At 46.6% G+C, this 24,100-nt stretch carries 19 protein-coding genes and 1 pseudogene; 14 read left to right on the top strand and 6 right to left on the bottom strand.

Translation table 11 applies throughout. The features are described 5' to 3' along the window. Window positions 1-133 precede the first annotated feature (133 nt). From LRL21_RS33390 to LRL21_RS33355, 8 genes and pseudogenes are all read left to right on the top strand, one after another. Window positions 134-1,120 (top strand): phosphotransferase, encoded by a 987-nt coding sequence (locus LRL21_RS33390; RefSeq protein WP_240420131.1) that lies wholly within the window; start codon window positions 134-136, stop codon window positions 1,118-1,120. Between the two features lie 310 nt (window positions 1,121-1,430). Beyond that, window positions 1,431-4,529, top strand: coding sequence for an ATP-binding protein (locus LRL21_RS33385; protein WP_240420130.1), 3,099 nt, complete (start codon window positions 1,431-1,433; stop codon window positions 4,527-4,529). A gap of 100 nt (window positions 4,530-4,629) precedes the next feature. Continuing rightward, window positions 4,630-5,673, top strand: coding sequence for a phosphoribosylformylglycinamidine cyclo-ligase (gene purM / locus LRL21_RS33380; RefSeq protein ID WP_240420129.1), 1,044 nt, complete (start codon window positions 4,630-4,632; stop codon window positions 5,671-5,673). A 109-nt stretch (window positions 5,674-5,782) separates the two neighbouring features. Further along, window positions 5,783-5,992 (top strand): hypothetical protein, encoded by a 210-nt coding sequence (locus tag LRL21_RS33375; protein ID WP_240420128.1) that lies wholly within the window; start codon window positions 5,783-5,785, stop codon window positions 5,990-5,992. Between the two features lie 189 nt (window positions 5,993-6,181). After that, window positions 6,182-7,483, top strand: coding sequence for a helix-turn-helix domain-containing protein (locus LRL21_RS33370; protein ID WP_240420127.1), 1,302 nt, complete (start codon window positions 6,182-6,184; stop codon window positions 7,481-7,483). A 208-nt stretch (window positions 7,484-7,691) separates the two neighbouring features. Further along, window positions 7,692-8,123 carry a hypothetical protein gene (locus LRL21_RS33365; protein WP_240420126.1) on the top strand — a complete coding sequence of 144 codons (432 nt, stop codon included), beginning with the start codon at window positions 7,692-7,694 and terminating at the stop codon, window positions 8,121-8,123. 200 nt (window positions 8,124-8,323) lie between these two features. Further along, on the top strand, window positions 8,324-8,554 hold the full coding sequence (locus LRL21_RS33360; protein WP_240420125.1) for a tautomerase family protein: 231 nt from the start codon (window positions 8,324-8,326) through the stop codon (window positions 8,552-8,554). A gap of 58 nt (window positions 8,555-8,612) precedes the next feature. After that, window positions 8,613-8,906, top strand: a pseudogene (locus LRL21_RS33355) (MFS transporter); the annotation flags it as partial. 320 nt (window positions 8,907-9,226) lie between these two features. On the opposite strand, the gene LRL21_RS33350 reads toward LRL21_RS33355, so the two are convergent. From LRL21_RS33350 to LRL21_RS33330, 5 genes are all read right to left on the bottom strand, one after another. Continuing rightward, on the bottom strand, window positions 9,227-10,063 hold the full coding sequence (locus tag LRL21_RS33350; RefSeq protein ID WP_240420255.1) for a sugar phosphate isomerase/epimerase family protein: 837 nt from the start codon (window positions 10,061-10,063) through the stop codon (window positions 9,227-9,229). 54 nt (window positions 10,064-10,117) lie between these two features. Next, complete coding sequence (locus LRL21_RS33345) at window positions 10,118-11,155, bottom strand: FecCD family ABC transporter permease (RefSeq protein ID WP_240420124.1); 1,038 nt, start codon at window positions 11,153-11,155, stop codon at window positions 10,118-10,120. Continuing rightward, window positions 11,155-12,195 (bottom strand): FecCD family ABC transporter permease, encoded by a 1,041-nt coding sequence (locus tag LRL21_RS33340; protein WP_240420123.1) that lies wholly within the window; start codon window positions 12,193-12,195, stop codon window positions 11,155-11,157. The genes LRL21_RS33345 and LRL21_RS33340 overlap by 1 nt, the downstream gene beginning before the upstream one ends. A gap of 69 nt (window positions 12,196-12,264) precedes the next feature. After that, window positions 12,265-13,314, bottom strand: coding sequence for an ABC transporter substrate-binding protein (locus tag LRL21_RS33335; protein ID WP_240420122.1), 1,050 nt, complete (start codon window positions 13,312-13,314; stop codon window positions 12,265-12,267). Between the two features lie 103 nt (window positions 13,315-13,417). Continuing rightward, window positions 13,418-15,079 (bottom strand): AraC family transcriptional regulator, encoded by a 1,662-nt coding sequence (locus LRL21_RS33330; protein WP_240420121.1) that lies wholly within the window; start codon window positions 15,077-15,079, stop codon window positions 13,418-13,420. Between the two features lie 302 nt (window positions 15,080-15,381). On the opposite strand from LRL21_RS33330, the gene LRL21_RS33325 reads away from it, so the two are divergent. The 4 genes from LRL21_RS33325 to LRL21_RS33310 all read left to right on the top strand — a co-directional run bounded on the left by LRL21_RS33325 (window position 15,382) and on the right by LRL21_RS33310 (window position 21,332). Then, window positions 15,382-15,678, top strand: coding sequence for a heterocycloanthracin/sonorensin family bacteriocin (locus tag LRL21_RS33325; protein ID WP_240420120.1), 297 nt, complete (start codon window positions 15,382-15,384; stop codon window positions 15,676-15,678). A gap of 186 nt (window positions 15,679-15,864) precedes the next feature. Next, a complete protein-coding gene (locus LRL21_RS33320) occupies window positions 15,865-17,796 on the top strand; it encodes a putative thiazole-containing bacteriocin maturation protein (RefSeq protein ID WP_240420119.1) in 1,932 nt (643 codons plus the stop codon). Continuing rightward, window positions 17,793-19,733, top strand: coding sequence for a TOMM precursor leader peptide-binding protein (locus tag LRL21_RS33315; RefSeq protein WP_240420118.1), 1,941 nt, complete (start codon window positions 17,793-17,795; stop codon window positions 19,731-19,733). The genes LRL21_RS33320 and LRL21_RS33315 overlap by 4 nt, the downstream gene beginning before the upstream one ends. A gap of 21 nt (window positions 19,734-19,754) precedes the next feature. Further along, entirely contained in the window at window positions 19,755-21,332 is a 1,578-nt protein-coding gene (locus LRL21_RS33310; protein WP_240420117.1) for a SagB family peptide dehydrogenase, read from the top strand. A 103-nt stretch (window positions 21,333-21,435) separates the two neighbouring features. Here LRL21_RS33310 and LRL21_RS33305 read toward each other — a convergent pair whose 3' ends face one another. Then, window positions 21,436-21,729 (bottom strand): carboxymuconolactone decarboxylase family protein, encoded by a 294-nt coding sequence (locus LRL21_RS33305; RefSeq protein ID WP_240420116.1) that lies wholly within the window; start codon window positions 21,727-21,729, stop codon window positions 21,436-21,438. 130 nt (window positions 21,730-21,859) lie between these two features. Between LRL21_RS33305 and LRL21_RS33300 the strand changes: the two genes are divergently transcribed. Continuing rightward, window positions 21,860-22,015, top strand: a complete 156-nt coding sequence (locus LRL21_RS33300; protein ID WP_240420115.1) for a hypothetical protein — start codon at window positions 21,860-21,862, stop codon at window positions 22,013-22,015. Between the two features lie 202 nt (window positions 22,016-22,217). After that, window positions 22,218-23,960 (top strand): ABC transporter ATP-binding protein, encoded by a 1,743-nt coding sequence (locus tag LRL21_RS33295; protein ID WP_240420114.1) that lies wholly within the window; start codon window positions 22,218-22,220, stop codon window positions 23,958-23,960. The last annotated feature ends 140 nt before the right edge of the window (window positions 23,961-24,100 follow it).

Raw genomic sequence — 24,100 nt, 5'->3', positions numbered from 1 at the left:
CAAATGCTCGATGAGCTACTAGACGAGAAGAGGTAAACGGTCAGGACAATGAAAAAATTTGGATGTATCAAAAGGTTATTGTGGTCTCCATAAGGAATATAAATAGGACATTGTAAATTTAGGAGCTGGGCAAATGGGAGCATTATGGACAGAGGAAATGATCTTGGATGACCTGCTTCAATCATTTCATCGTTTCTTCGGTTTGGATGTAATTGAATCGACTCCAATCAAACGAGGCTGGCTTAACTTAAAATGGAAAATAAAAACGGAAGCCGGGGATTTTTTACTCAAACAATATAACAAGGAACGATATAAAAAATATATACCAGAGGAGCTGTTGTTTGCGTTTTCTCAACAGGTTAGATTGTATAACCAAGGTTTAGCATGTCCCAATTTGTTATCGTATAGAGAAAAAACATTGTTTGAATCGGATCATGGAGAACTTTTCATGGTGATGGAATATTGCCAGGGCAAGCTAATTGAGCCAGGTAAAGCCAATGCTCATCAAATATACGATTTAGGTCGAACTACAGGAAAAATGCATCGGTCGTTAAACGATGGGACCATTGGTATTAAAAATAGTCCTCAGTTTATCCCTCCCAGCCGTGAGGAACGTTTAGCACATTGGAATTCAGTTTGGGTACAAACAAAGGAATCCGGTAAAACTCATTTACTTGCCAATATAGAAACACAAATAAAAGCAACGGAAGACATGCATATGGAGATCCTGGAGCTGCTTCAATTGGGATGGGCACATCGTGACCTGTGGGTCGATAACCTTTTATTTGATGACAACCGTTTAACGGCAATTCTGGATTTTGATCGACTCAAATATGACTATCCGCAGCTTGATGTAGCTCGGGCTGTGATGTCCTGTGCCGTAGATGATCATTTAGAGGTCTCACTGGCTGAAGCATTTATGGAAGGGTACAAGGAGGAACGCAACGTGGCAGAGGGTTACTTAACGTATTCCTTACAGTTGTTATGGTATATGGAAAGTACATGGTGGATTAATGCTAACATGGATCAGCATAGTGTACCTCCCGCTCGGTTTGCAAAGGAAATGATTTGGCTAGCTGAAAATCAAAAGAATATACAGACTTTGTTAGCAAATATGTAGACGATGCAACACAATGAGGAGAAAAGCGTGCACGTGATTGTGGAAACTGTTTATGTAGAAGCTTGCTTTCGGGTTAGCTTCTTTTTGGTTTACTAAAGTAACTGGACGCTGAGATAGTCTAATAGAATAAGCTGCCGCGTTGAAGAGGTGGAGTGACTCCTACTGGCTTGACAGAGGAAATCGTATTTAATATATTTTATTTATTTTGACTGTTCGGAATAAATAATTTATATGGAAATACTGCTGCAAACTGAAGTGTGAAGCTGACAACTGATAGTAAGCAGGCATTGGAAGAGGAAGGAGGACTACGTTGACAACGATTCGAGCTGTCTTGAAACGAAAAAAAATAATACTTTGGATTGGGTTGTCTTTGATTATCCTTACATGCCTGCGCTTGCTCTGGATTCATCTTTTTATGACTTCGGATCATTACAGAGTAGTGAATGGGCAGCTCGATTTGAGGGATTGGGATGCGACAGCAGCACGCACCATCACACTGGACGGCCAATGGGAGTTTTATCCGCATGAATGGTTGATAAATAATAAGGTGAATGCAGATACACGTGATAATAACAGAACCCTCATTCAAGTGCCAGGAAGCTGGAATGCAGGGATGCAGCCAGAAGGGAGCACACCTTTTGGATATGGATCTTATCGTTTACAAGTTCTAGTCAACAAGGATGATAAGACGGATTACGCTATTTCCATTCCAAGCGTTCGCAGTTCGTCCGAGTTTTATTTGAATGGCAGATTGCTGGCACAATCCGGACAACCGGCATCGCTTAAAGAAAACTATACGCCTCGGAATGTTCCCTATTCAGCATCTTTCACAGGGGATCATACCGGTGTAATCGAGATCGTCATTCAGGCGGCGAATTATGACGATTCACGAAGCAGCGGCATCATCCGATCGATGAAATTTGGAACCGAACAAGCAATTCAACAGGATATTCAACTGTCTATCGCGATGCAGCGGCTGATTTTCGTTGCGTTTATGATTCATGCTGTGTATGCGATCATATTATATTTGATCGGATACCGCGATCGAAGATTGCTTTATTTTGCTGTATTGATCCTATGCGCAATTGTTGCATTTGCCGGAAATGGCGATAAAATCCTTTTAAGCTGGATTGACCTCTCCTATGAATGGGATTTTAAGCTGAAGGCTTTGTCCATGCTCGTCGGGGTCTACTCGTTGATTCAATGCATCAAGCAGCGATTGTCCCCATTTTGGAGTAATCAGGGTTTTACAGGCTACTCTGTGCTCTGTGGAATCGCAGGGCTCATGGTACTAAGTATGCCACTTGAATATTTGATGCCCCTGCAAAACGTGTTGAATTTAATTGTGACCATTTCTTGCCTGACCGCGTTTGTAGTCATTCTACGAATGACGCTTGAGGAAATTGAGACTAATTTTTATTTACAGCTGGCTGTTGTTGCGTTTATGAGCAGCATTGCGTGGGAATTTATTCTTATTGCTACCGGGATCAAAGTCATATTTTATCCGTTCGATCTGATTGTGGTGATGATTGCATGTGCATCGATCTGGTTTAAACGCTACATTCATATTTTTGCAGAAATGGAAAAGCTAGCGGCCAAGCTTCAGAGGACTGACAAGCTGAAGGATGAATTTCTGGCCAACACCTCCCATGAATTGCGGAACCCGCTGCACGGCATACTGAACATCTCACAAGCAGTTCTGGACAGAGAAAAAAGCACATTGAATGACAAGAGCATTAAGGATCTTGAAATGGTGCTTACCGTAGGACGTCGTATGTCGCTTATGCTCGGCGATCTGCTGGATATGATGCGTCTGAAAGAGAATAGCATTATGCTAAGAACCGAAAATGTTTCTATTCAGAGGATTGCTGCCGACGTCATGGACATTCTCCGTTTCATGACAGATGGAAAACCGGTTCAACTGAAAAATCAGATTCCTGACAGCTTCCCTCTTGTTATCGCAGATGAAAATCGGCTCATTCAAATTTTGTTTAATCTGCTGCATAATGCAGTGAAGCATACGATTCAAGGGGAAGTGTCCATCCGGGCTCAAATGAAAAATAATAGCGCGAATATCTATATTATGGATACAGGCATTGGAATAGATGAAGAGATGCAGCAGCGAATATTCGAGCCCTATGAGCAGGCAGATCCCGACCAAACAGCAATTCGCGGAGGATTCGGACTTGGGTTAAGCATTTGTAAGCAGCTAGTTGAGCTGCACGGAGGAACGCTGAAGGTCAGTTCGGTACCGGGTCAAGGCTCGATATTTCATTTTGACCTGGCGTTGTCGGCAGCCGTAGTTGGAAGTGAAGCGCAAGCAAGTGATGTCGAGCTATTCGCAATGCAAACAGAAGTCGCAGCTACTACCGTTCACCACTCACAAGTTAGGGGTTTAAGCTCTGAATCCGGAACAGGTAAAATCAGAATATTGGCGGTAGACGATGATCCTATCAACTTAAATGTATTGATGAATATATTTTCGCTAGAATCGGATTATGAGATCGTCACTGCGATAAGCGCTCAGGATGCTTTAACTTTACTGGATACCAGGGAATGGGATTTGGTCATAACGGACGTTATCATGCCATATATGTCGGGTTATGAATTGACACACCGTATTCGGGAACGATTTGATGTCTATGAGCTTCCCATTCTGCTATTGACCGCCCGTATTCGCCCCGAGGATATAGAAGCAGGATTTCTCTCAGGAGCCAATGATTACGTGACCAAACCAGTGAACCCAATCGAGCTTAGGGCCAGGGTAAGGGCGTTAACCCACTTTAAGAAATCCGTTAACGAACGATTGAATATGGAGGCTGCATGGCTGCAGGCACAAATAAAACCGCACTTTATTCTTAACACATTAAATGCTGTATTGGCATTGAGTGACATTGATACAGACAAAATGCGAAACCTGGCTGAGGAATTCACTATGTATTTGCGATCGAGCTTTGACTTCCAAAACTCGGATCGATTCGTACAGCTTGAGCATGAGCTTGATCTTGTTCGCTCTTACCTGAATATTGAACAGGAACGTTTTGGAGACAGGCTATCCGTTGTCTGGGAGGTAGATGAGGGCATTCAGCTGGAAATTCCACCGTTGTCGATTCAGCCGCTTGTTGAAAATGCGGTTATTCATGGCGTATTGAAAAATACTCAAGGGGGAACAATTCATATTCAAATCACTGATCACGGGCAGTTTGTAGAAATTCGTGTTGCGGACAACGGTGCAGGAATAAATAAGGAGAAGCTAGGTCACATTTTGAACGGTAAATTCAATAAAGGCTTAGGAATAGGATTGCGTAATACGAATCTTCGATTGAAGCAGCTTTATCGAACAGGTCTTACAATTGAAAGCGAGCAGGGTCAAGGCACGGTAGCTTCGTTTGTTGTGACGAAAAACTAAAGTCCGTGCTTGCTCTGGATGCCTCTCTCCAGAGCTTTTGTTATCTAATTAGCTGTGTTACTATAATTGGAAATACAAGTAAATAAGAGGTGGCAAATCCATGGGAAATGACAAGCTCACTTATGCAGAAACCGGTATTAATATTGACGATACCGATGCTGTCAAGCAAAATATGGCTAAAAGTCTGCAGACGAACAATAGTCGCGTATTAAACTCGCTGGGTGCGTTCGCGTCACTGTACGATTTTAAATTTCCGGAGTACGATCATCCCGTATTGGTCATGAAAACCGAGGAGCCTGGGTCTAAGCAAAAGCTGGCTTTTCAACATGGACGGGTACGTTCAATTTGCTACGATATGATTAACCATTTGATCAATGACATTATTGTTATGGGTGCAAAACCACTTGCAGTTCAGGACGCAATCATTAGTGATGCTGTCGATAAAGAAACCATCAGCGAAATCGTCGACGCTGTTTCTGCAGCTTGTAATGAACAGGATTGTGTGCTCACTGGTGGCGAGACATCGATTCAGCCGGGAGTGCTGGAGAAAGGCTCCTATATACTCACATCCAGCATTGTTGGCATCGTCGACAAATCAAAAATCATAGACGGGTCCACCATACGCAAGGGAGATGTTATTGTAGCTGTCGCGTCTAATGGTGTTCATACGAATGGGTATACACTTGTTCGGGCTATAATGGACAAGCATCCTGAAGTTCTGAACCAAAGAGTGGGCGAGGAGAGCTTTTTGGAAGCCATTATGAAGCCACACTTATGTTATTACAAACCTCTGAGAGATTTGTTTGAGATGGATGGACTTCATGGAATGGCTCATATTACAGGTGGCGGTATTGAAGGAAACTTGAACCGTGTAATTCCCGAACAGTTGAACGCGCTCATTGACTTATCCCGTATTGATATTCTGCCTGTATTCCATACCATTCGTAATATGGGGAACGTGGATGAGCAGGATATGCTGCGCACATTCAATATGGGTGTTGGCATGGTGCTGGTTGTAGATTCAGAAATAGCCCACAGTGTGATGGAGCACGTAGCTGCATTCGGATTGAAAAGTTATGTTATCGGTGAAATCGTTGGGGGAAATAAGCAGGTTGTGTATCAACAAGAATTACAATGGGATTAAATCTGATGATCAAATTTATTTAAATAATCATAAATTCCAAAAATATGAATTACTAACGAACAATTTGACCATATTAACTTTGCGGTAATACTTCAAGGAGGTATGTTCAATGACAGACCAACAAACGAACGAACATGAACAAAGCGCAAGGACACAAGCCCAAAATGCTATGAATCAAGCATTACACGCACTGAATGAAGCCAGACATAGCAATGTCGATCAAGACCAGGATGTTCAGGATGCCGAAGAACAGCTGTACAAAGCCCGACAAAAACATATGCAGGCTGAAAATGCGGAGAGCGAAGATACGCTTTCCTAAACGTTACGCACCACAAAAGAGTAAAGTTTGTAATAAAAACAGCGGATATCCCCGTACAGTATCACTTAACAGTGACTATGCGGGGATATTTTCTGCTGTCTTCATATGATTCCACGAATAGGACTGTTTACACTGGATTCGGGACCAGCTAGCTTGTAAAATAAGCTTCAGAAAGCGGGGGAGAGCCTCATGCTCAAGGAACGTATCGAGCTTCTGTGCAAGAAAAAGCAAATATCGCGGAAAGACCTCGTGGAGGGACTCGTCACGCAGTCTCATTTTGCCAACATTTTGGCAGGAAGGTATCCATTTGCCGATGATTTGGCAGAGCATATCGCGGGCCGTCTCGGCGTCCCCGTTACCTATTTGACCAAAGCGGCGGCAACCGATGAGCCTACGACGCAGCGGGCGGAGAGCATTTTCCAGACCATGTCAGGGCAGAACGTATCCGAAACTTACGTGGATACTCTGGATGATCGCGACGATGCACTCGTCGTCGAGCTAACGACTTCTTTAATGAAAGCCGTTTATTACCAACAGATGAACAATCAGAGCGCTTATGACTATTTGCATCAGTCCTACTTGAACCATTATTTAGAGAAATACGGAAGGTCTGACGAAATTGAACTGCCGCTGCCCTTGAAAAAAGCGCTTTTGCTATATAGAATCCAGCATTTTCGCTCCAAGAGCAGCTACTCCGACGTGCTGAACGATGTGAATCGCTTAAACAGTCTTGTGGAATCGGGGACGGAAATATGGCTGACGACACAAAATATCAGGATGGAAGCGTGTGTTCTGCTGAAGCAATACGAACAGGCAAAGCAGGTGTTCGAGCAGACGATGCAGCAAATCGTCGATGATCGATTGTTTCATCGTCTATCCGGGCTGTATGTGGCTTACAGCGGCTACTGCTTTGCGATGGGGCTTATGCAAGAAGCATTACGTGCTCTTTCAATGGCCGAAGCTAATCTAGTTTATTTGCAGCAGCCTGGCGACGTGTTCACGACAATTATGAACAACCGGATCGTTATGTTAACGATGACGGGAGAGTCGGATAAAGCGTTGGACGAAATCGCCCGATTCGAGTCCATACTCGCCAATGAGCCAGTGGAATCCCAACAGCTGCTCGAGCCGGTTATAACCATTTATCGCTGTGAAGCCGCTTTTGCCCAGAAAAATTGGGGAATGCTTACACAAGGAATTGAGCGGCTGCGCATCTCCCACACGGGCACGGATCAAAGAATGGCGCTGGCCTTTTATGAAAGTCAAATGGCGCTCGCGCTAGAGGATATGGAGATATTTCAAAGCCGGGCACTGGAATGTTTGCCCTATTTCGAAGCTACTCAGCATGCGATGCGTCTCGAGCAGCTCTATGAATCATTGGCAGTCGTCTCTGAGGAAGGTCGTCGTTACAAGGAATCATCTATGTATTATCGGAAGCTTGTGTATTTGTTAAGAAATAGTGGAGGAGGGGGGTCTTCCAGTCCAAATTAAACAATAATTTAAACAAAACTTTGGAGCGACAGGGACCCATGAATGATGTATTAGACCCAAATTTTTGCAAAATAAGCGCTTTTTGAAAAAAAGCGAAGCGTAAACAACAGAAAAACTTGCCTTATCCCTGACTTGTTTGTATGTCGCTGATACTATTGTCGGCTTAATGACGGTCGTTTACACTTAATATACAGCGACAAATCAAACAATGAGAGGCGTGATGCGTATGTTCGGATTCGGAAAAAATAAAAAACCGCAGGATGCTTTGGAGCAGGCAGATAATCTGATGAATAAAGGATTGACGGGGCTGTTTATGAAAAGCACGGTTTCCAAGGAGCATAGGAATCTCATCAACCAAAGCCTGGAATCGGCGAAACAGGCACAATTAGCATCAAGCGGCACCGTGCCGATTAGCGCAACTGCTATTGTTGTATCGGTAACAGACACAGGCAAGCTCATCAATTTCGATCCGGTCGTTGTTCTCGTGTTGAATGTGATAGAGAACGATGGGAGCACATCCCAGAAGACATTGGAAACAATCGTATCGAAAATCCAAATTCCGCGTGCGGGAGATCGGGTCGGCTTGGGCCACAACCCCGCTAATCCATCAGAGCTTATGTATATGGGACTGCTGCCATAAAGGCTTCGAACTTACTATTAAAGGAAGAGTCGCGTAAATCGTGACTCTTTTTAGTTTTTCATAGGACTATAAATTCACGTATACAAAATGAAAGGTAATTTACTAATACGAAAATAATTGACTTAGTTTGTAAATATGTTACAATAAATGCAGCTAATTTATGGAGATGATTTAGCTAAAATAATATGGGAGATGATCTTATGCCAATTATCAATATTGACTGCTGGGAAGGCTTCAACGAAGAACAAAAGAAAGAATGGATTAAGGAATTGACTGTTGTCACGAATAAGCTGTTCAATATCCCGCCTGATAAAATTTTGGTTATTTTACGCGATACTCCCTTGGTAAATTGGGGACAGGCAGGTGCAATAGCAGCTGATCCTGACTTTCTGGAAAACAGTCGAATCACTGAACTGAAATTGGAAGCTTAATCGCTTGCGAAGAAGAAGCCCCTTCTCAATTTGACATAAAAGGGGCTTATTATTCAGTCCTTTATCTGATCGTTATGGCCGCAAACAAATGATGCTATCCGGGTTAGTTGCGTTGCTGCTCATTACGCCAACTTTGGGTTTAGTGAAAAACCCGTCCAGTTTAATTGTACTTCGTGCGGTACAGGGCCTGGCAGCGGCAGCATTCGCTCCCGCTGTACTTGCCTATGTGGTGGAAATGTTCCCTGCGGATAAAAGGGTAACTACAATCGGGTTTGTAATATTCAGGAGCAACTCTTGGTCCGATTGTTGTACTGAACCTGCTAAAGCTGGGAAGCTATTTTCTAACATTTGAAGCATTGGCGGTTGTGTTAGATCAATGGAAACAACAACGTACGATCAACCGTATCGGGAATGAAATATAAATGCTATTCACCTGAAAAGGATGACTATGCTTGGTTGATCGTAGGTCCAGGAGGGAAGATAATTACATTTGAACGAGATATTATATGGAATAACGGTCGGGTCACAGAAAAATGGTTACATGATAGCTGGATTCATAAATAACTATGGAACTGCCGATTTACATGAGTTGTTACTGTTGATTGTCAAAAAAATTGCCAATTATTTCAGTCAGAGGACCGATTAATTGGCAATTTTTGTATGGATTTCAGTTTATGTGTTATAAGCTCGTTCTATTGGAGGGAGGGCTTTGGCAGCACGTTCCATATAGGATTGGAAGGCTTTCAGCTCACGAGGCAAATGTGTTTCGTAAGGCTCCTCCCATCCGGACCATTCTCCGCTGGCATAACCGTTATAGTGGATACTCTGGAGCGCAGCAGCAATTTTGGCAAAATCAAGATCGCCTTCCCCGATCGGCTTATGCTCCTTGTGCTCTGAATCAAACGATGCATCGTGAAAATGAACATGTCCGATCCAGGGTCCCAAATGGGCGATCACATCCGCTGGATCAGCAAGTCCACGACGTTTCGTGTGCAGAACATCCCATAGGGCAACCACATGTGGATCATTGACTGCCCGTATCAGGCTGGCCATCTGTGCAGGCTCTGCCCAATCATCATGGGTCTCGATCCCAATGGTAATCCCAAGCTCCCGGGCAGTAGGAAGAATTGCCTTCAACACGCTTACGATGGTTTCCAGTGTTTGCTCGCGTGTGCTGCCAGCAGGAATTTTGCCGCCGGCTACCCGAAGGAGGGGGGCACCCACATCGGAAGCGAGCTTTATATAATCCAAGGCCGAAGCGATTTCTTTGTCAGAATCGGGCCGTGAGCATATAATCGAAACGCCAAGGCAGACGATTGGTATTCCACTCTCTGCTGCAAGACGTTTCCATTCTGCTCTTTGCAGTGAGTCCGCAGAAAGCTCGACCCCATGTGCGTGTCCGACGCCGACCCGCAGCTCCAGTCCTGAATAACCATAGGTTGTGGCAGTCTCCATCAATTCGGAAAGTGTGAGATTTGTTCCTGAAAACGAATGAACAGCGTATTGCATCAAAATAATTCCTCCTTAGCATGGTTTGGATATGTTTGCATATGATCGATCAGGCTATTTGCGTCTCGAATGACGCCAAAGTAGAAACAGAAAGTAAGGTCCGCCGATGACGGACACGATTAAACCTGCCGGAATTTCCAGAGGTGGGAGTAGTCCGCGACCGAGCGCATCGGCAATCAGCACCAGCAAGCCACCGAGCAGTGCTGCTACGGGTATCAAAATACGATGTCTGGCACCGACAAGCCGCCTTGCCATATGCGGTGTAATAAGACCAACAAAACCGATCGTACCAGCAGCCGCAACAGCAGCAGCGGTTAGCAGAACAGCCATGACCAGCAGCATAACGCGGGTTCCCTCCAGATGAATACCCAAGCCTTTGGCTGACAGATCCCCTAGTCTGGTAATATCAAGCCGCAGCCCCATCAGCCAAGCCAAGGGAATGACGACTGCTACCCATGGCAGCATATGAAGGACCTGGTCCCAAGTTCGACCCCAGAGGCTTCCACTAAGCCAGATTAAGGCTGCATTGACATTCGGCAGCGATTTGGACACCAGCAGCTGGATGCCCGCAGAACAAAAAGCGCTGATTGCGACACCTACCAATGCCAGTCGAACGGGAATAACTCCATGACGGTAGGCCAACGCATATACCGCGCAGGCAGCAATAATGCCGCCCATAAATGCGGCCGTAGTTAATGTGGAGGGCGCTGAGTGGGGAAGGAGCAGCGTAACGATAACTGCTGCCAGACCTGCACCCCCGGTTAAACCCAGCGTATCCGGAGCAGCCAACGGATTTCTCATCACACCCTGGGCGATAACGCCGGCTACTGCGAGACTGGCACCTACAAGGAGAGCCAGCGCTACCCGGGGCAGCCGGTAGCTGATAATGATCGAGCTTAGCTGGGGATCGCCCGAGCCTGTAACCATACGAAGTAATTGCTCTGGGCGGATCCGCACATCGCCGATGGCGATGTTAATCACTACACTAATCACAACAGCGAGAATGAGGAGCACAATAATGGCGGGGCGCCGGCGAACTGTGCTGTCTCGAATAACGGATTTGCGTAGTGAGTTGGAGGCAGGAACCGACATTATTTCGCCTCCTTTTTACGTCTTCTAGCCAGGTAAATAAAAAAAGGAGTACCGATCAAGGCAGTGACCACGCCTACGGGTGTTTCATAAGGAAACACGATATAGCGAGAAGCCAGATCAGCGAACACCAGCATGATCGAGCCGAACAGTGCAGATAATGGAAGAACAAGTCTATAGTCAACACCGATCAAATATCTGACGATATGAGGGACAATCAGACCGACAAAACCGATCGGGCCGGCAATGGATACCGAAACACCGGCCAGCATGATCACCACAATCGCCATAAGGCTTCTCGTAATCATAATTCGCTGTCCCAGCGCACGAGCCAGCTCCTCTCCCAAGCTGAGCACAGAGGCCGCACGTCCGAAGGAGAAAGCAGCAAGCAGGGCAGGTATACTCCACAACATGATCAATTCAGCATGCTCCCATTTCCGCGACGACACCGAACCGGCTAGCCAGAACAGCACTCTATCCATTTGTGTCTCGTTAAAAATAATCATTCCTTGAGTAAGCGCAGAGAGTATCGCTTGAACGGCAACTCCGGTAAGCGCCAGATGAACCTCCATATGGTTACCCTTGAAAGCTGAAGCCATAGCATAGACGACCACAGCCGCACAAGCCCCGCCTACAAAAGCCGCATACACCATATTGCCGCTGGAAAGAAAGGGAACCTGAACGGTCAGAAACACGACCGCTGCTGCTGCTCCGGCATTAATCCCGAATATGCCAGGGGATGCCAGCACATTGCGTGTGACAGCCTGCATCAAGGCACCGGCGACCGCCAAATTGGCTCCAACAAAGGCCGTCACGATCATCCTCGGCATTCGCACGTTCTGGAGAATGATATGTGCGCGTGAGCCGTCGTTATGGAAGATGGAGGCCCAGATGGTCGAGAACGGCATGATGGTTGACCCCAAAGAGACGGATAAAAACAAGACAAAGAACAGGATGATTACCCCGGCTATCGAAAGCCATACGGTTTTGCTGATTTGCTGCGGGGTAGATAAGGATGCGACATGTTCTGCTGGACGGCTCACTTCAATACCTCCTTCCTGACAAAAGTAACAAATGACCTGTTCATAATCCGATATACGGCCTGTTAGTAGTTATTGCAGCTTCAAAATCTCTTTCTCGGTTTGATCCAGCATCACATTAGCGCCCTGTACGCTGCGGCGAAGCGACCATGCATATCGATCAACATCAAACATTTGTTTGGTTTTGACTGCCTTCAATTCCTGCCATAAAGGGTCCTTATGAACGGGTCTGTTGCCATCCTTATCCTTCAAATCCACATCACCCGACATTAAAATAACGATATCCGGATCAAGCTCCAATAGTTGTTCTATTGACATTTTCACATTGCGATCGACTGTACCGAATTTGGGGTTATTATTCAGTAAATAGTTAAACCCAATCGTACTGAGCAGCTGTGATGAGAAAAACTCAGCATGACGTACTGTCATTTCCGTATCCGTGTTGCCGATCAGCAGCACGCTTTTCTTGATGCCGGCTGCTTTGGCCTGCAGTGCTTTCATCTTGGTTTTATGGGCTTCGAGTACCTTGTCCATTTCACTTTTTTTGTCCACCGCATTGCCTATCGTAGCTGCTGCATCCAACGTCTCCTGATAGTTGGCATTAAGATTTTTGAGTGAAAGGGTAGGAGCAATTTTCGATAATTCTGCATACACGTTTTTGTGGCGATCGGTATCGGCAATGATTAAATCGGGGTTCAGCACCTTAATTTTCTCCAGACTTGGCTGGGAGCGCATACCGACGGCAGTGTAGCCTTCAATCTTTTTAAGTGCATCCGCCACTATCAGATTAGGCTTGTTGTCGTCAGCAACGCCTAGAGGCTTCAGCCCTACATCAAGAAGCGCATCAATAAAACCAAGCTCTAGAACAACAATTCTTTGCGGCGAGCCCTGAATCGTGGTTTCACCTAGATCATGCTTAATAATCCGGCTACCTTGAGGAGATGCTGAAGTGTCCTTATTCGCGCTTACTGCACTGCCTGATGATGAAGTACCTGCAGTTGGTAGTGTTGGAGCTGGGTTGGTGCTTGAAGTCTGATTGCTGCCTGCGCTGCCGCAGGCAAGCATTAGTATAGCCATCAGGACATAGGTGATGGCGATACCAAGCTGTCTTCCGTATCTCATTCTTGATCCCCCTTATATAATAATGATAATCATTCTCGTTGATTATACAGGCAATTCGTTGATCATGCCATGACACAAGGGGGATTAATTACATGGATTATTTTTAGATGAGCGGCCTTCCACCTGAACCGGCTAACAGGGCGACCGCTTCTTCCAGCTGTCGATCAATTGAATCCGGTGCGTAAATCAGCCATTGATTGAAGTTCATGAAGAACACCCTGCCAGCCTGAACAGCCGGATAACGAAGCCATGCCTCAGTGGCCTGAAGCCGCTTCATGCCAGCTCTTGCCTCCTGCTCTGACTTTACCACAAGCAGCAGGTAATCCGCCTCGTAATCACCGATCTCCTCAGCAGAAGCGGCTACCCAGACCAGTCCGGTCCCAATATCATGCTTATCGATTTGTCTTTTCAGCTTTTCAGGGGGGCGCATTTGCAGGGAACGATAAAAAACATGACCCATATTGCGTGCACCGTAAATGCGGAGCCCATTGGAGGTAAAGGTGCATATCGCAACGGATTTACTACTGATAGCGCCCCCAATTTTTTTGCGTGCGAGCTCTGCTCGCTGTTCGTGGCGCTCCCGCCATGCTCTGGCTGCCTGCTCCTTATCGACCAGCTGGGCAATTTCCTGTAGATGATGGAAGATATCCTTTTGCATCCAGGGAATCACAATAATAGGTGCGATATCGCCAATGTTGGTTCTCGCCTGAAGCGATATATTTTCTTTGCACATAATCATATCCGGCTTGGCCCGGATCAGCTTCTGTCTCCAGATGTCCCAGGACTGAGAGCTTTCCAGCGGTTCGGGCACCCGGTCCGTAATCGTATTGGGGCCTTTATCGATTCTGGCCGCATAAGGGACGATGCCAAGTGTGTATAAATGATCGGTGCAAGCGTAGGATAGCGAGGCCACATTGCTATGGTGATGCTTCAGATATACGGAGGGTGCGACGCCATACTGGGCTTTGAACCGACGGCTGAAATAAAATTCATCCTTATAGCCGACCTCACGTGCCACATTGCGAATCTTGTCCTGTGAGAGCAGCAGCAGCTCCTTGGCCCGGTTCATTCGCAAGCCGGTTAAATATTCAATCGGACTTTTATCCATCTTTTGCTTGAACAGTGTCGAATAATAAGAGGGGTTCAAGCCTGCCAGATCAGCCAGCTTATCCAGAGTGATATCCGTGTGATAAGCATCCTGCATATAGCGTACCGACTTTTCAAACGCATTCCATGTATCGATCGAAACAACGGTCTGTGCTTCTTTAAGCAGCATACGTAAAATCGCGTACATATAGATCGACTGCTGCAGCTGCATGGCTACATCCAGAGAATGGTGATTATCGTAAAGAAGCTTGATAAGCCTGTACAATAACGCGTGCTGATGTATCGCAATTTGTCCTTGTATCGGAAAGGAGCGTTCTTTTTCATACCCTCTATATAAAGTCGTGGATTCGGACTGGCGAAATAGCTCAAAAGCGACCCGATACAATCTTAGCTTAGATGAGTGCTTACTGCTGATAGCAGCCTTCATACCGGGAAGCAGCAGCAACGCATGCTTGCTTGAAAGCTGCAGCATCTGATCATTCAACATGATTTCACCGCTGCCCCCAACAATAAATAATAGTACATGATGGTGAAGCTCGTCGACTTCTTCACACTGATAAGAACCGTTATCCAGATATTCGATAGTGCTGACCTCAAGGAGCGTTTGTTGGAACAAGGTCTCGATAGCTGCTTCCGTATTATGTATATCCTTACTCATTTGGTTGTCCTCCCAGACAATAATGAGAATAATTCTCATTTAATATGGCTAATTGTACAGCAAGCAGAGCTTTCTTTCAATTCCCTATAAAGACTCGTTTGTGTGAATGATCGATTCATTTGGTGCCTTTTCTTATGCTGCTCCAGCTGCTATAGCTTGCTTTGGTACAAATGCCCATAAAATGGGCGTTTGAATCAGTAACAGATGCGGAGAATTTCCATAGATTGGAGATATGTTCAGTTCAATCCTTCCTTCCTTCATGGTTGTATCTGTGATCAAAAAAATTATAGGAGGCTTTTACAATGAATCAATTTCAAAATGATCTTCAACAATTAAGTGTTTCCCAGTTTCAGGCTGGAGAGATGACACCTTGGAACCAGCAAGGCCAGTACCCGGGAGTTCAATATCCAAACGGCGTCAATCAGGTGGATCCGTCACGGTTGTGCGTTGGCTTCGGGGGCTTTTGCGTAGGTTTTTGCGGTGGTTTTTGTGTTGGCGGTTGTGTAGGCTTTTGCTCCGGTTTCTGTGGCGGCTTTCGTTGTGGTGGATGCGGCGGCTTCCGCTGTGGCGGATGTGGAGGCTTTCATCGTTGTCGTTAACTTAATTGTTTCAAGGCTGTTAATTACAACGGCTTCGGCTGTGGAGAAGAGCTCGCCCCTTACAACGACATGTTGTCAGGGGCATTTATTCATTACAGGCAAGGCATGTGGGACGAATTAACGTACATACAATAGGGAAGAGAGGGTTTCACAATAGGGTAATTCGTAACAATTAGGAGGAGACAAATGACAAGTCTAACCCCTGCTGCACGCTTGAAGCTTAAGGCTGACACGTTTTTTCTCCCGGTTCCGAACGACGGTGTGTACTTCCGTAATAACGTAGGCTCATTCCGCATGGAGGGCGGAATGATCGACCGATGGATTGAAAAGCTGGCTCCTATGTTCAGTGGAGAACATACATTGGCGGATTTGACAGACGGATTGTCGTACACGCACCGTGAACGGGTTTATGAAATCGCGAATGTGTTATACCAACAAGGCTTTGTTCGAGATGTAAGTAAAGACCTAACGCATCAATTAACGGACGGGATTATTCAGAAATATGCTGCTCAAATCGCCTTTTTAGAAAGCTTCGACGATTCCGGAGCCTATCGTTTTCAAGGTTATCGGCAATCTGAGGTATTGGCGGTCGGGTCAGGTCCAATTTTCGTGGCATTGGTTTCTGCGTTAATGGAGTCAGGGCTGCCCAAGATCCATTTATTAATAACCGATTCAACACCGACGAATCGGGAGCGGCTTGCAGAATTGGCAGAGCATGCCCAGCGTACGGATCCTGATGTGGTTCTTAAGGAAATCATGAGGCGAAAGGAAGGAATGGACGGTTGGAGGGACGTTATTCAGCCTTTCCAATCGGTTTTGTATGTGTCTCAAGAGGGAGATGTAGAGGAGTTCCGGCACCTCCATACAGCTTGTAAAATGGAAAAAAAGCTGCTGCTGCCAGCAATGTGCCTGCATCAGACAGGAATGGCAGGTCCGGTTGTGCATCCGGATGCAGAGGGGTGCTGGGAGTCAGCGTGGCGTCGGGTCCACCGGCCAGCCGTATATAAGGATTCGGAGCTGCATGCCTACTCATCCACAGCTGGAGCGATGCTTGCCAATGTAATTGTTTTCGAGCTGTTTAAAACCGTTACCGGGGTTTCAGAGCAGAGAAACTCGTTTTTCTTGCTGGACCTGGAAACGTTGGAAGGCGGCTGGCATCCATTCATACCCCATCCTTTGATTCATGGATTTGAGGAGGTCCGAACCGTTCAAGCAGCAAAGTCTCAGCTGGAGCTTCAGCTTGAAGGAAGTGTAGAAAGCCCAGACAAAAATGTGTTGCTCACTTATTTGAATCGCCTGACTTCGGCACAATCGGGGATTCTTCATATTTGGGAGGAGGGGGATTTGAGGCAGCTCCCGCTCTCGCAGTGTCGTGTTCAGGCGGTTGATCCGTTATCGCAGGGGCCTGCCGGACTGCTGCCGGAGCGGATCGGTACAGGATTGACACACGAGGAAGCGCGGCGGGAATCGGGTCTGCTTGGGATTGAGGCTTATGTATCACGATTGGGCGACATCATTCTAAATACGCAGGAAGTTGTCGGAATCGGTGCAGGGGTGACGGCTGCGGAAGGGATTTTACGCGGATTACAAGCTAATTTGGCTGAGCAGCACACCATACAGCAGGTTCAGAAGCAGGCTGTCACTCGGGTACAGCTGATTAGGGTTGAGGATCAACGGTGCAGATATTATTTACAAGCTTTGAGCACGATGAGACGAGATCCGGTGATCGGTTTGGGAGAGCCGGTGTCGGGATTCCCGTCCGTATGGGTTGGCACAGGCGAATACTGGTACGGCAGTACTGATTTAAACATAACCATGGCGCTGCGGAAGGGACTACAGGCTGCACTTCAGCAGGTGCAAAATAACTCCACCTACCCTGCGAATCAGGTTCTGGAGCTGGGAGCTTCTTCCGTGAGGTTTGAAAATGAAGCTGCGATTGATCTTGTAATTCCTTCAAGTGAAGGAACCTTACACAATCAAGCTGTACAGGATGCTTTACAAATATTGAAAAAGAACGGTAAGCAGCTTTTCGTTGTGGATCTGGCCGTGGAACCGTTTTTGAAAGAAGAGCTTAAAGGAGTGTTTGGCGTGCTGCTGCGAGAGGGGGAGTCCCGGTGACCAGAGAGCTGGCTATTATTGGAGAGGGAGGGCTGGCGGATCTTGTTACTCAAGAGCTGTCCACCTTATGCCGGATTGTGCGTCTGAACGACTTTAGGGGAGATGTGTCGAAAGAGGTCGATTTCGCTTTGGTGCTGCACGATGCATGGCATCCCTCCGTTCATCAGGAAGCGGAAAAGCTTTTCCGAAAAGCAGGTATTCCATGGCTGCGAGGCTTTGTTGCATTCGGGGAAGGTGTGATCGGACCGCTAGTCCGACCTGATTTATCCGGGTGTACACAATGTGCTGATACTCGTCGTCTCATGGCGGGACGTGACCGCAAGGAGGTGTGGATGCTGGAGCAGCGTCTGAAGGGCGGCGGGAGTTTTCGTGACGCCTGGTCATCAAGTACTGGGCTTTCGCAGCTGGCACAACTGGTTGTGAAAGAGTCGATGGATGTGCTCCAGGGCAACCCTTCCCGCTTGGGAGAACGAGTGTTTTTCATGGATATGAAAACATTAAGGAGCACAAGCCACTTTTTTCTGCCGGACCCACTCTGTCCATTTTGCAGCTATATGCCTGAAGATACACCAGCAAGGGCCCGCATCTCTCTTCAATCAAGTCCCAAGATTAGCAAATCAAGCTACCGAAGCCGGTCGTTAGAGGAGCTTGCAGGTTTTCTGGTAAAAGATTATCTGGATTATAAGACCGGCTTTTTGAATGGAAAAATGGTTGATCTCATGTCGCCTTTTGCTGATGTGAGCGTTAATCTACCTATGTTCGACCATGATGAGGCTACAGCAGGCCGCACGCACTCGTATGCGGAGAGCGAACTGACAGCTATTATGGAAGGCTTGGAGCGATATTGCGGTATGGCGCCGCGCGGTAAAAGGCCGATGGTCAACGACAGTTACCGTAATCTGGCGGAGCATGCCCTTCATCCTGCTACGGTAGGCTTGTATGCGAAGGAGCAGTATGAGCGGCCTCATTTTCCTTTCAAGCCATTTCATCCTGACGAGCCGATCGATTGGGTATGGGGCTATTCGTTTAAGCGGCAAAACCCAATATTAATTCCGCAGCAGCTTGCTTATTACAGTTCGAGCTGCGGTCAAGGATTTATCTATGAAACGTCCAACGGCTGCGCATTGGGAGGAAGCTTGGAAGAGGCTATATTTTACGGCATCATGGAAGTGGTGGAACGAGATTCTTTCTTGTTGACCTGGTACGCACAGCTGCCGCTCCCCAGGCTTGATCCTTATTCTGCAGGTGATATGGAACTGGAGCTCATGATACAGCGGATGCAGACGGTAGCCGGATTCGATGTGTATTTGTATAACGCAACGATGGAAAATGGAATTTCAAGTGTGTGGGCAATAGCCAAAAACATCAAGTCCAAGGGAGTCAATCTGATTTGCGCTGCAGGAGCTCATCCGGACCCCATACGTGCTGCGAAAAGTGCGGTTCATGAGTTATCGGGGATGACGTTGACCTTGGATGGAAAGTTCGAAGAAAACCGGGAGCAGTATACACAAATGCTCTATGACCCATCCTTGGTGACCGGTATGGAAGACCATTCGATGCTTTACAGCTTACCGGAAGCAGAAGGTCGTCTGCAATTTTTGCTTGAAGATAACCGACCGCTGCGGACATTTCAGGAGGAATTCGATCAGGCGCCAATGCATTCGGATTTGACCGATCACCTGAAGGACGCTCTTCAGGCGTTCCACCGCCTGAATCTTGACGTGATCGTGGTGGATCAGACAACACCTGAGCTACAGCGTAATGAACTATACTGTGTGAAGGTGCTGATTCCAGGGATGCTTCCGATGACGTTCGGCCAACATCTCACCCGTGTGACAGGGTTGGACAGAGTGTTAAAGGTACCGGCGCTGCTCGGATATGTCAAACAGCCGCTGCTCTCGAACCAACTCAATCCACATCCGCATCCGTTCCCATAAAACGATTGAGGGGGAAGGAAGATGAGTCTGGAAACATTCCTGCGTAGTCTCCATGAGGATACTAATGAGTCCAGACCGCAGGACTGGCAAGTCGACTGGGATGACGCACCGCTGCCATATAAGCTATATCGCAGATTGCCAGTCTTTCCTTTATCCTTGGAAGTACCGTTGCAGCTGTACAGTAACCGGTCGCCTGCCAGTCCCGATCTGACCACTATCGGTCATTTTTTATGGCATGTATACGGCCTTACCCGATTGAGCCAATACCCCGCTGCTCCTTCCATGGAACCAGCGCTTGGCTCGCTGCAGATGTACAGACGTTTTGTCCCTTCCGGCGGAGGGTTGTATCCGAATGAGCTGTATATATATTTGAAAACTAAGGAAGCTCCTGTCGGCATGTACCATTACGATGTGGCGCACCATCGGCTGGTATTGCTTCGTGAGGGGAACTTTGATTCCTACTTGAATCAGGCTCTTGGCAGTCGATGTGAGATATCGGGTTGTTTTGCAACGGTTTTGGTTTCCGTGATGTTTTGGAAAAACTTTTATAAATACAATAACTTTGCTTATCGGTTACAAGGATTGGATACGGGTGTATTGATTGGTCAATTACTTGAAGTAACCCGACAGTATGGTTATAAATCCAGGGTGTATTATCAATTTCTGGATCGGTCGATTAATCATCTGCTTGGGATATCGGATCAGGATGAAAACGTGTACGCGGTGATCCCACTTTCGACGAAGCCCATGACATCTCGGTTGCACGACAGGAGTGATGAAGTGGGGGAGAGCTCTGCGGTTCAACTGTGCAGGGAGCTGCCAGCAGTTCGTCATGAACATTACGTGCGGTCGGTTAAAGTCAAAGCGTATCCGATGCTGACCCAGATGAACGAGGCGTCCATGCTGGATTCCATGAGCTCGTTAAGATATGTTGGAGAGACGAAGCATGCAGAAAGCAGACTACAGTCCGTATATATGCCCCACGTGAGACGGCTATCCTATGATTTGACCTCGATTTGCCGAAATCGGTATTCACCAGAATCGGATTTCGTATTGAGCAGGGTGACCCATTCCGACGTGGCGGCTTTGCTGCAGCAGGCGACGGCTTCTTTATCTTATTATCATGACCTGAATGCTCCCGATGAAAATCCTGCAGCCCGCATGTTCTTGTACTGTTGTTTGTATAACGTTGAAGGCATTCCTGATGGCGCCTATCGCTATGATAGCACAGCCCATATGCTGTGTCGGGTACGTCCGGGAGATCATCGGCAAAGGCTGCAGCTTGGAATGTCGATGCATAACGTCAACTTGTTTCAAGTACCCCTCTGCCTGCATGTGGTAAGCGTACAGGACTACAACAAATCGGTGCTGGGGTATCGGGGATACCGCATTCAACAGATGGAAGCAGGGATGCTTGTACAAAATTTACTGTTAGCGGCGTCCTCCATGGGTATGGGAGGGCGGCCGTTGCTTGGATTTAATACTGCTATTTGTGATGAGCTGTACAAGTTAGCTGAGCATGGAAGAACGAGTCTGATTCAGCTCCCGATCGGTCACCATCGTCAGCGTCCTCGTTTGGAGGGAGATTTGCACAGTTAATACAATCAGGGGTACATGAAAAGTCGCCTAGCTTGAATCGCGGCTTTTTCGTTATGTTATCCGGTTTGATTGCGCTCATTTGGCTCTGGAGAATGCCAATCGCTTATGGAAGCAGAATGCACAGGTGAAGTTCTACACAGACGCTGTCTCCGTTGATTTGGCTTGCCCGAAGATAGGCAAGAAAAAGCGTACGACTCGGAACGCCGGTCTTCTCAGCTGACGCGAAAAGGGCTTTGCCCAGGGCTTGCAAGGCTTGGATCGCCTCAGGTACGATCATAGCAGGACTATGCATTCTTGATTGCATGGGAAACACTCCTTGATGAATCGGATAGGAGCCGATTGTCCGGTCCTTCACTACGATGACGAATGGATTCGCTGGAATGTGACAAGTCAGCAAGAAATGAAGGAGAATCAACAAATATCGGGGTATTCTGTCACATCGTCAGGGGGGTTCCCAAATAACTCGAGGCGCCGTAGCTCTGGCACAGCAAGTTTCAGGACGTGCACAGGCTGCGCAGTCAGCACTCGTGAACGGATCCGTTGGAGTGATCGCGGCTCCTCGTGGAAGACTGCTCTATGTACTCGAATTTACAATGAGGAATGGGAAGATAACCGAGGTCGATTTGATTTCCGATCCTGCACGTATCAGGCAGTTGGATCTGGCGGTATTGGGCGATTGGTAAAGAACGATTAAAACTAAAATCTACACTGTCCGCTCCTGTAGGAAAGCTTATACTGAAGATATCAACGAACAAGGAGGACATATACATGAAAAAAAATATTTTGAACCACACCGTCACCGCATATAAGGGTGGAACAATCTTATAAATTGTAAAGTTGTACCCCCTATGTGTTAGTTAATCAAACACGAAGAAGGGGTAATCCATGCGATTTCCAATTAGAAAATTTTTCTCTTATTACAAACCCTATACAAAATTATTTATGGCTGTATTGGCTTGTACCTTTATCGTATCTGCTGTGACCTTGGTATTTCCGCTGCTGGTTCAGTACATTACGAAAAATATTTTGGCAGGCGACCTGTCGTCTGCGTTGGGTAAAGTGTACGGGATTGGCGGGCTGATGATAGTTTTGGTCGCGATCCAGAATATCGGAAACTATTTTGTCGATTATAAAGGTCATGAAGTCGGTGCTCGTATGGAAAGTGATATGCGGAGTGAGCTGTTCGCACACATGCAATCCTTTTCTTTTGATTTTTACGATAAAGAAAAGACAGGGAAGCTCATGTCCCGTATAACCAATGATCTCCTGCTGCTCTCCGAACTGTACCACCATGGCCCGGAAGACTACGTCAAATATCTTGTCCGCTTTATCGGAGCATTTGTGATTTTGTTCTCAATCAATGCCTCATTAACGATTGCGATATTCTGTTTCTTTCCACTGCTCGGTGCCTTATCCTTGTTTTTCAATAAGAGATTGAACAGAGCCTTAATAACAAACAAAGAGCGAATCGGGGAAGTATACGCGCAGGTTGAGGATAGTCTGTCTGGAATCCGCGTAGTCAAATCGTTCACCAACGAGCACATGGAGATCGAAAAGTTTAATCGTGAAAATTATCGTTTCCTGGGTAGCCGTAAGAAAACGTATAAGGCAGAAGCGTATTTTTTCAACGGTGTCGAAACTATTATTCAGCTGATTACGATTACGGTAATCATCTTTGGAAGTGCCAGTATTGTTGGCAGCACGCTGGAATTAGCAGATTTGATCACGTTTCTCCTTTATATCAGTTTTATGGTTGAACCTATTCAAAGGCTGACGCATATGAGCACACAGCTGCAAGAAGGAATCACAGGCTTCCAACGGTTTATGGAAATGATGAATCAGAAGCCGACGATTGTCGACAAACCGAACGCCTTGACGCTGCGAGAGGTGTGTGGGGAAATTGAGTTCAAGCAAGTATCTTTCCGATATGAGGATCATTTAAATCATGTATTGGCAAATCTGTCACTTCGCGTGCAGCCGGGAGAGTACGTTGCTCTAGTAGGACCGTCTGGAGCGGGAAAAACGACCCTGTGTTCGCTCATTCCTCGTTTCTATGAAGCAACCAGTGGTGAGGTGCTAGTGGACGGGATCAATGTCCGGGATATCGATCTACGATCTTTAAGAGGTCATATCGGCATTGTACAGCAAGAGGTTTACCTGTTTGCGGGAACGGTTATGGAAAATATCCGTTATGGAAACCCATGTGCAAACGATGATGACGTTATGAAAGCTGCCCAGCTCGCCCACGCCCACGAATTTATTATGAGCTTGCCTGACGGCTATCACTCCGAGATCGGACAACGAGGCGTCAAGCTGTCTGGCGGTCAAAAGCAGCGGCTAAGTATCGCACGTGTATTTTTGAAAAATCCTGCTGTTCTCATTTTAGATGAAGCAACGAGTGCGTTGGATAACGAGAGCGAGAGTATTGTCAAGGAATCGCTGGAATCATTAGCAAGAGGGCGTACAACGCTTGTCATTGCTCATCGCCTATCCACGATTCGCAATGCGCAGCGAATTGTTGTATTGACGGAGGATGGAATTGCGGAGCAAGGCACGCATGATTCACTGCTTGCGGGCGATGGCGTGTATGCACAGCTGTATGCCAAACAGTTTGAATTAGTAACATAGAAGCTACACTCAAAATCGGTTTTCCCTTAACGAAGAGGGGGGCCGTTTTTTTTCGCGATCCAACGCTGAAGGTTTATTGTCTAATGGTTCTTGTTATAAGATTGTAAATTTGGACAAATGTCCTTTAATAGAGGCAGCCT

The organism is Paenibacillus periandrae (assembly GCF_022458865.1).
Classification (GTDB): Bacteria; Bacillota; Bacilli; order Paenibacillales; family NBRC-103111; genus Paenibacillus_S; species Paenibacillus_S periandrae.
Note: the sequence above shows the minus strand (reverse complement) of the source record. Positions and strands in the feature narration are given on the sequence as shown.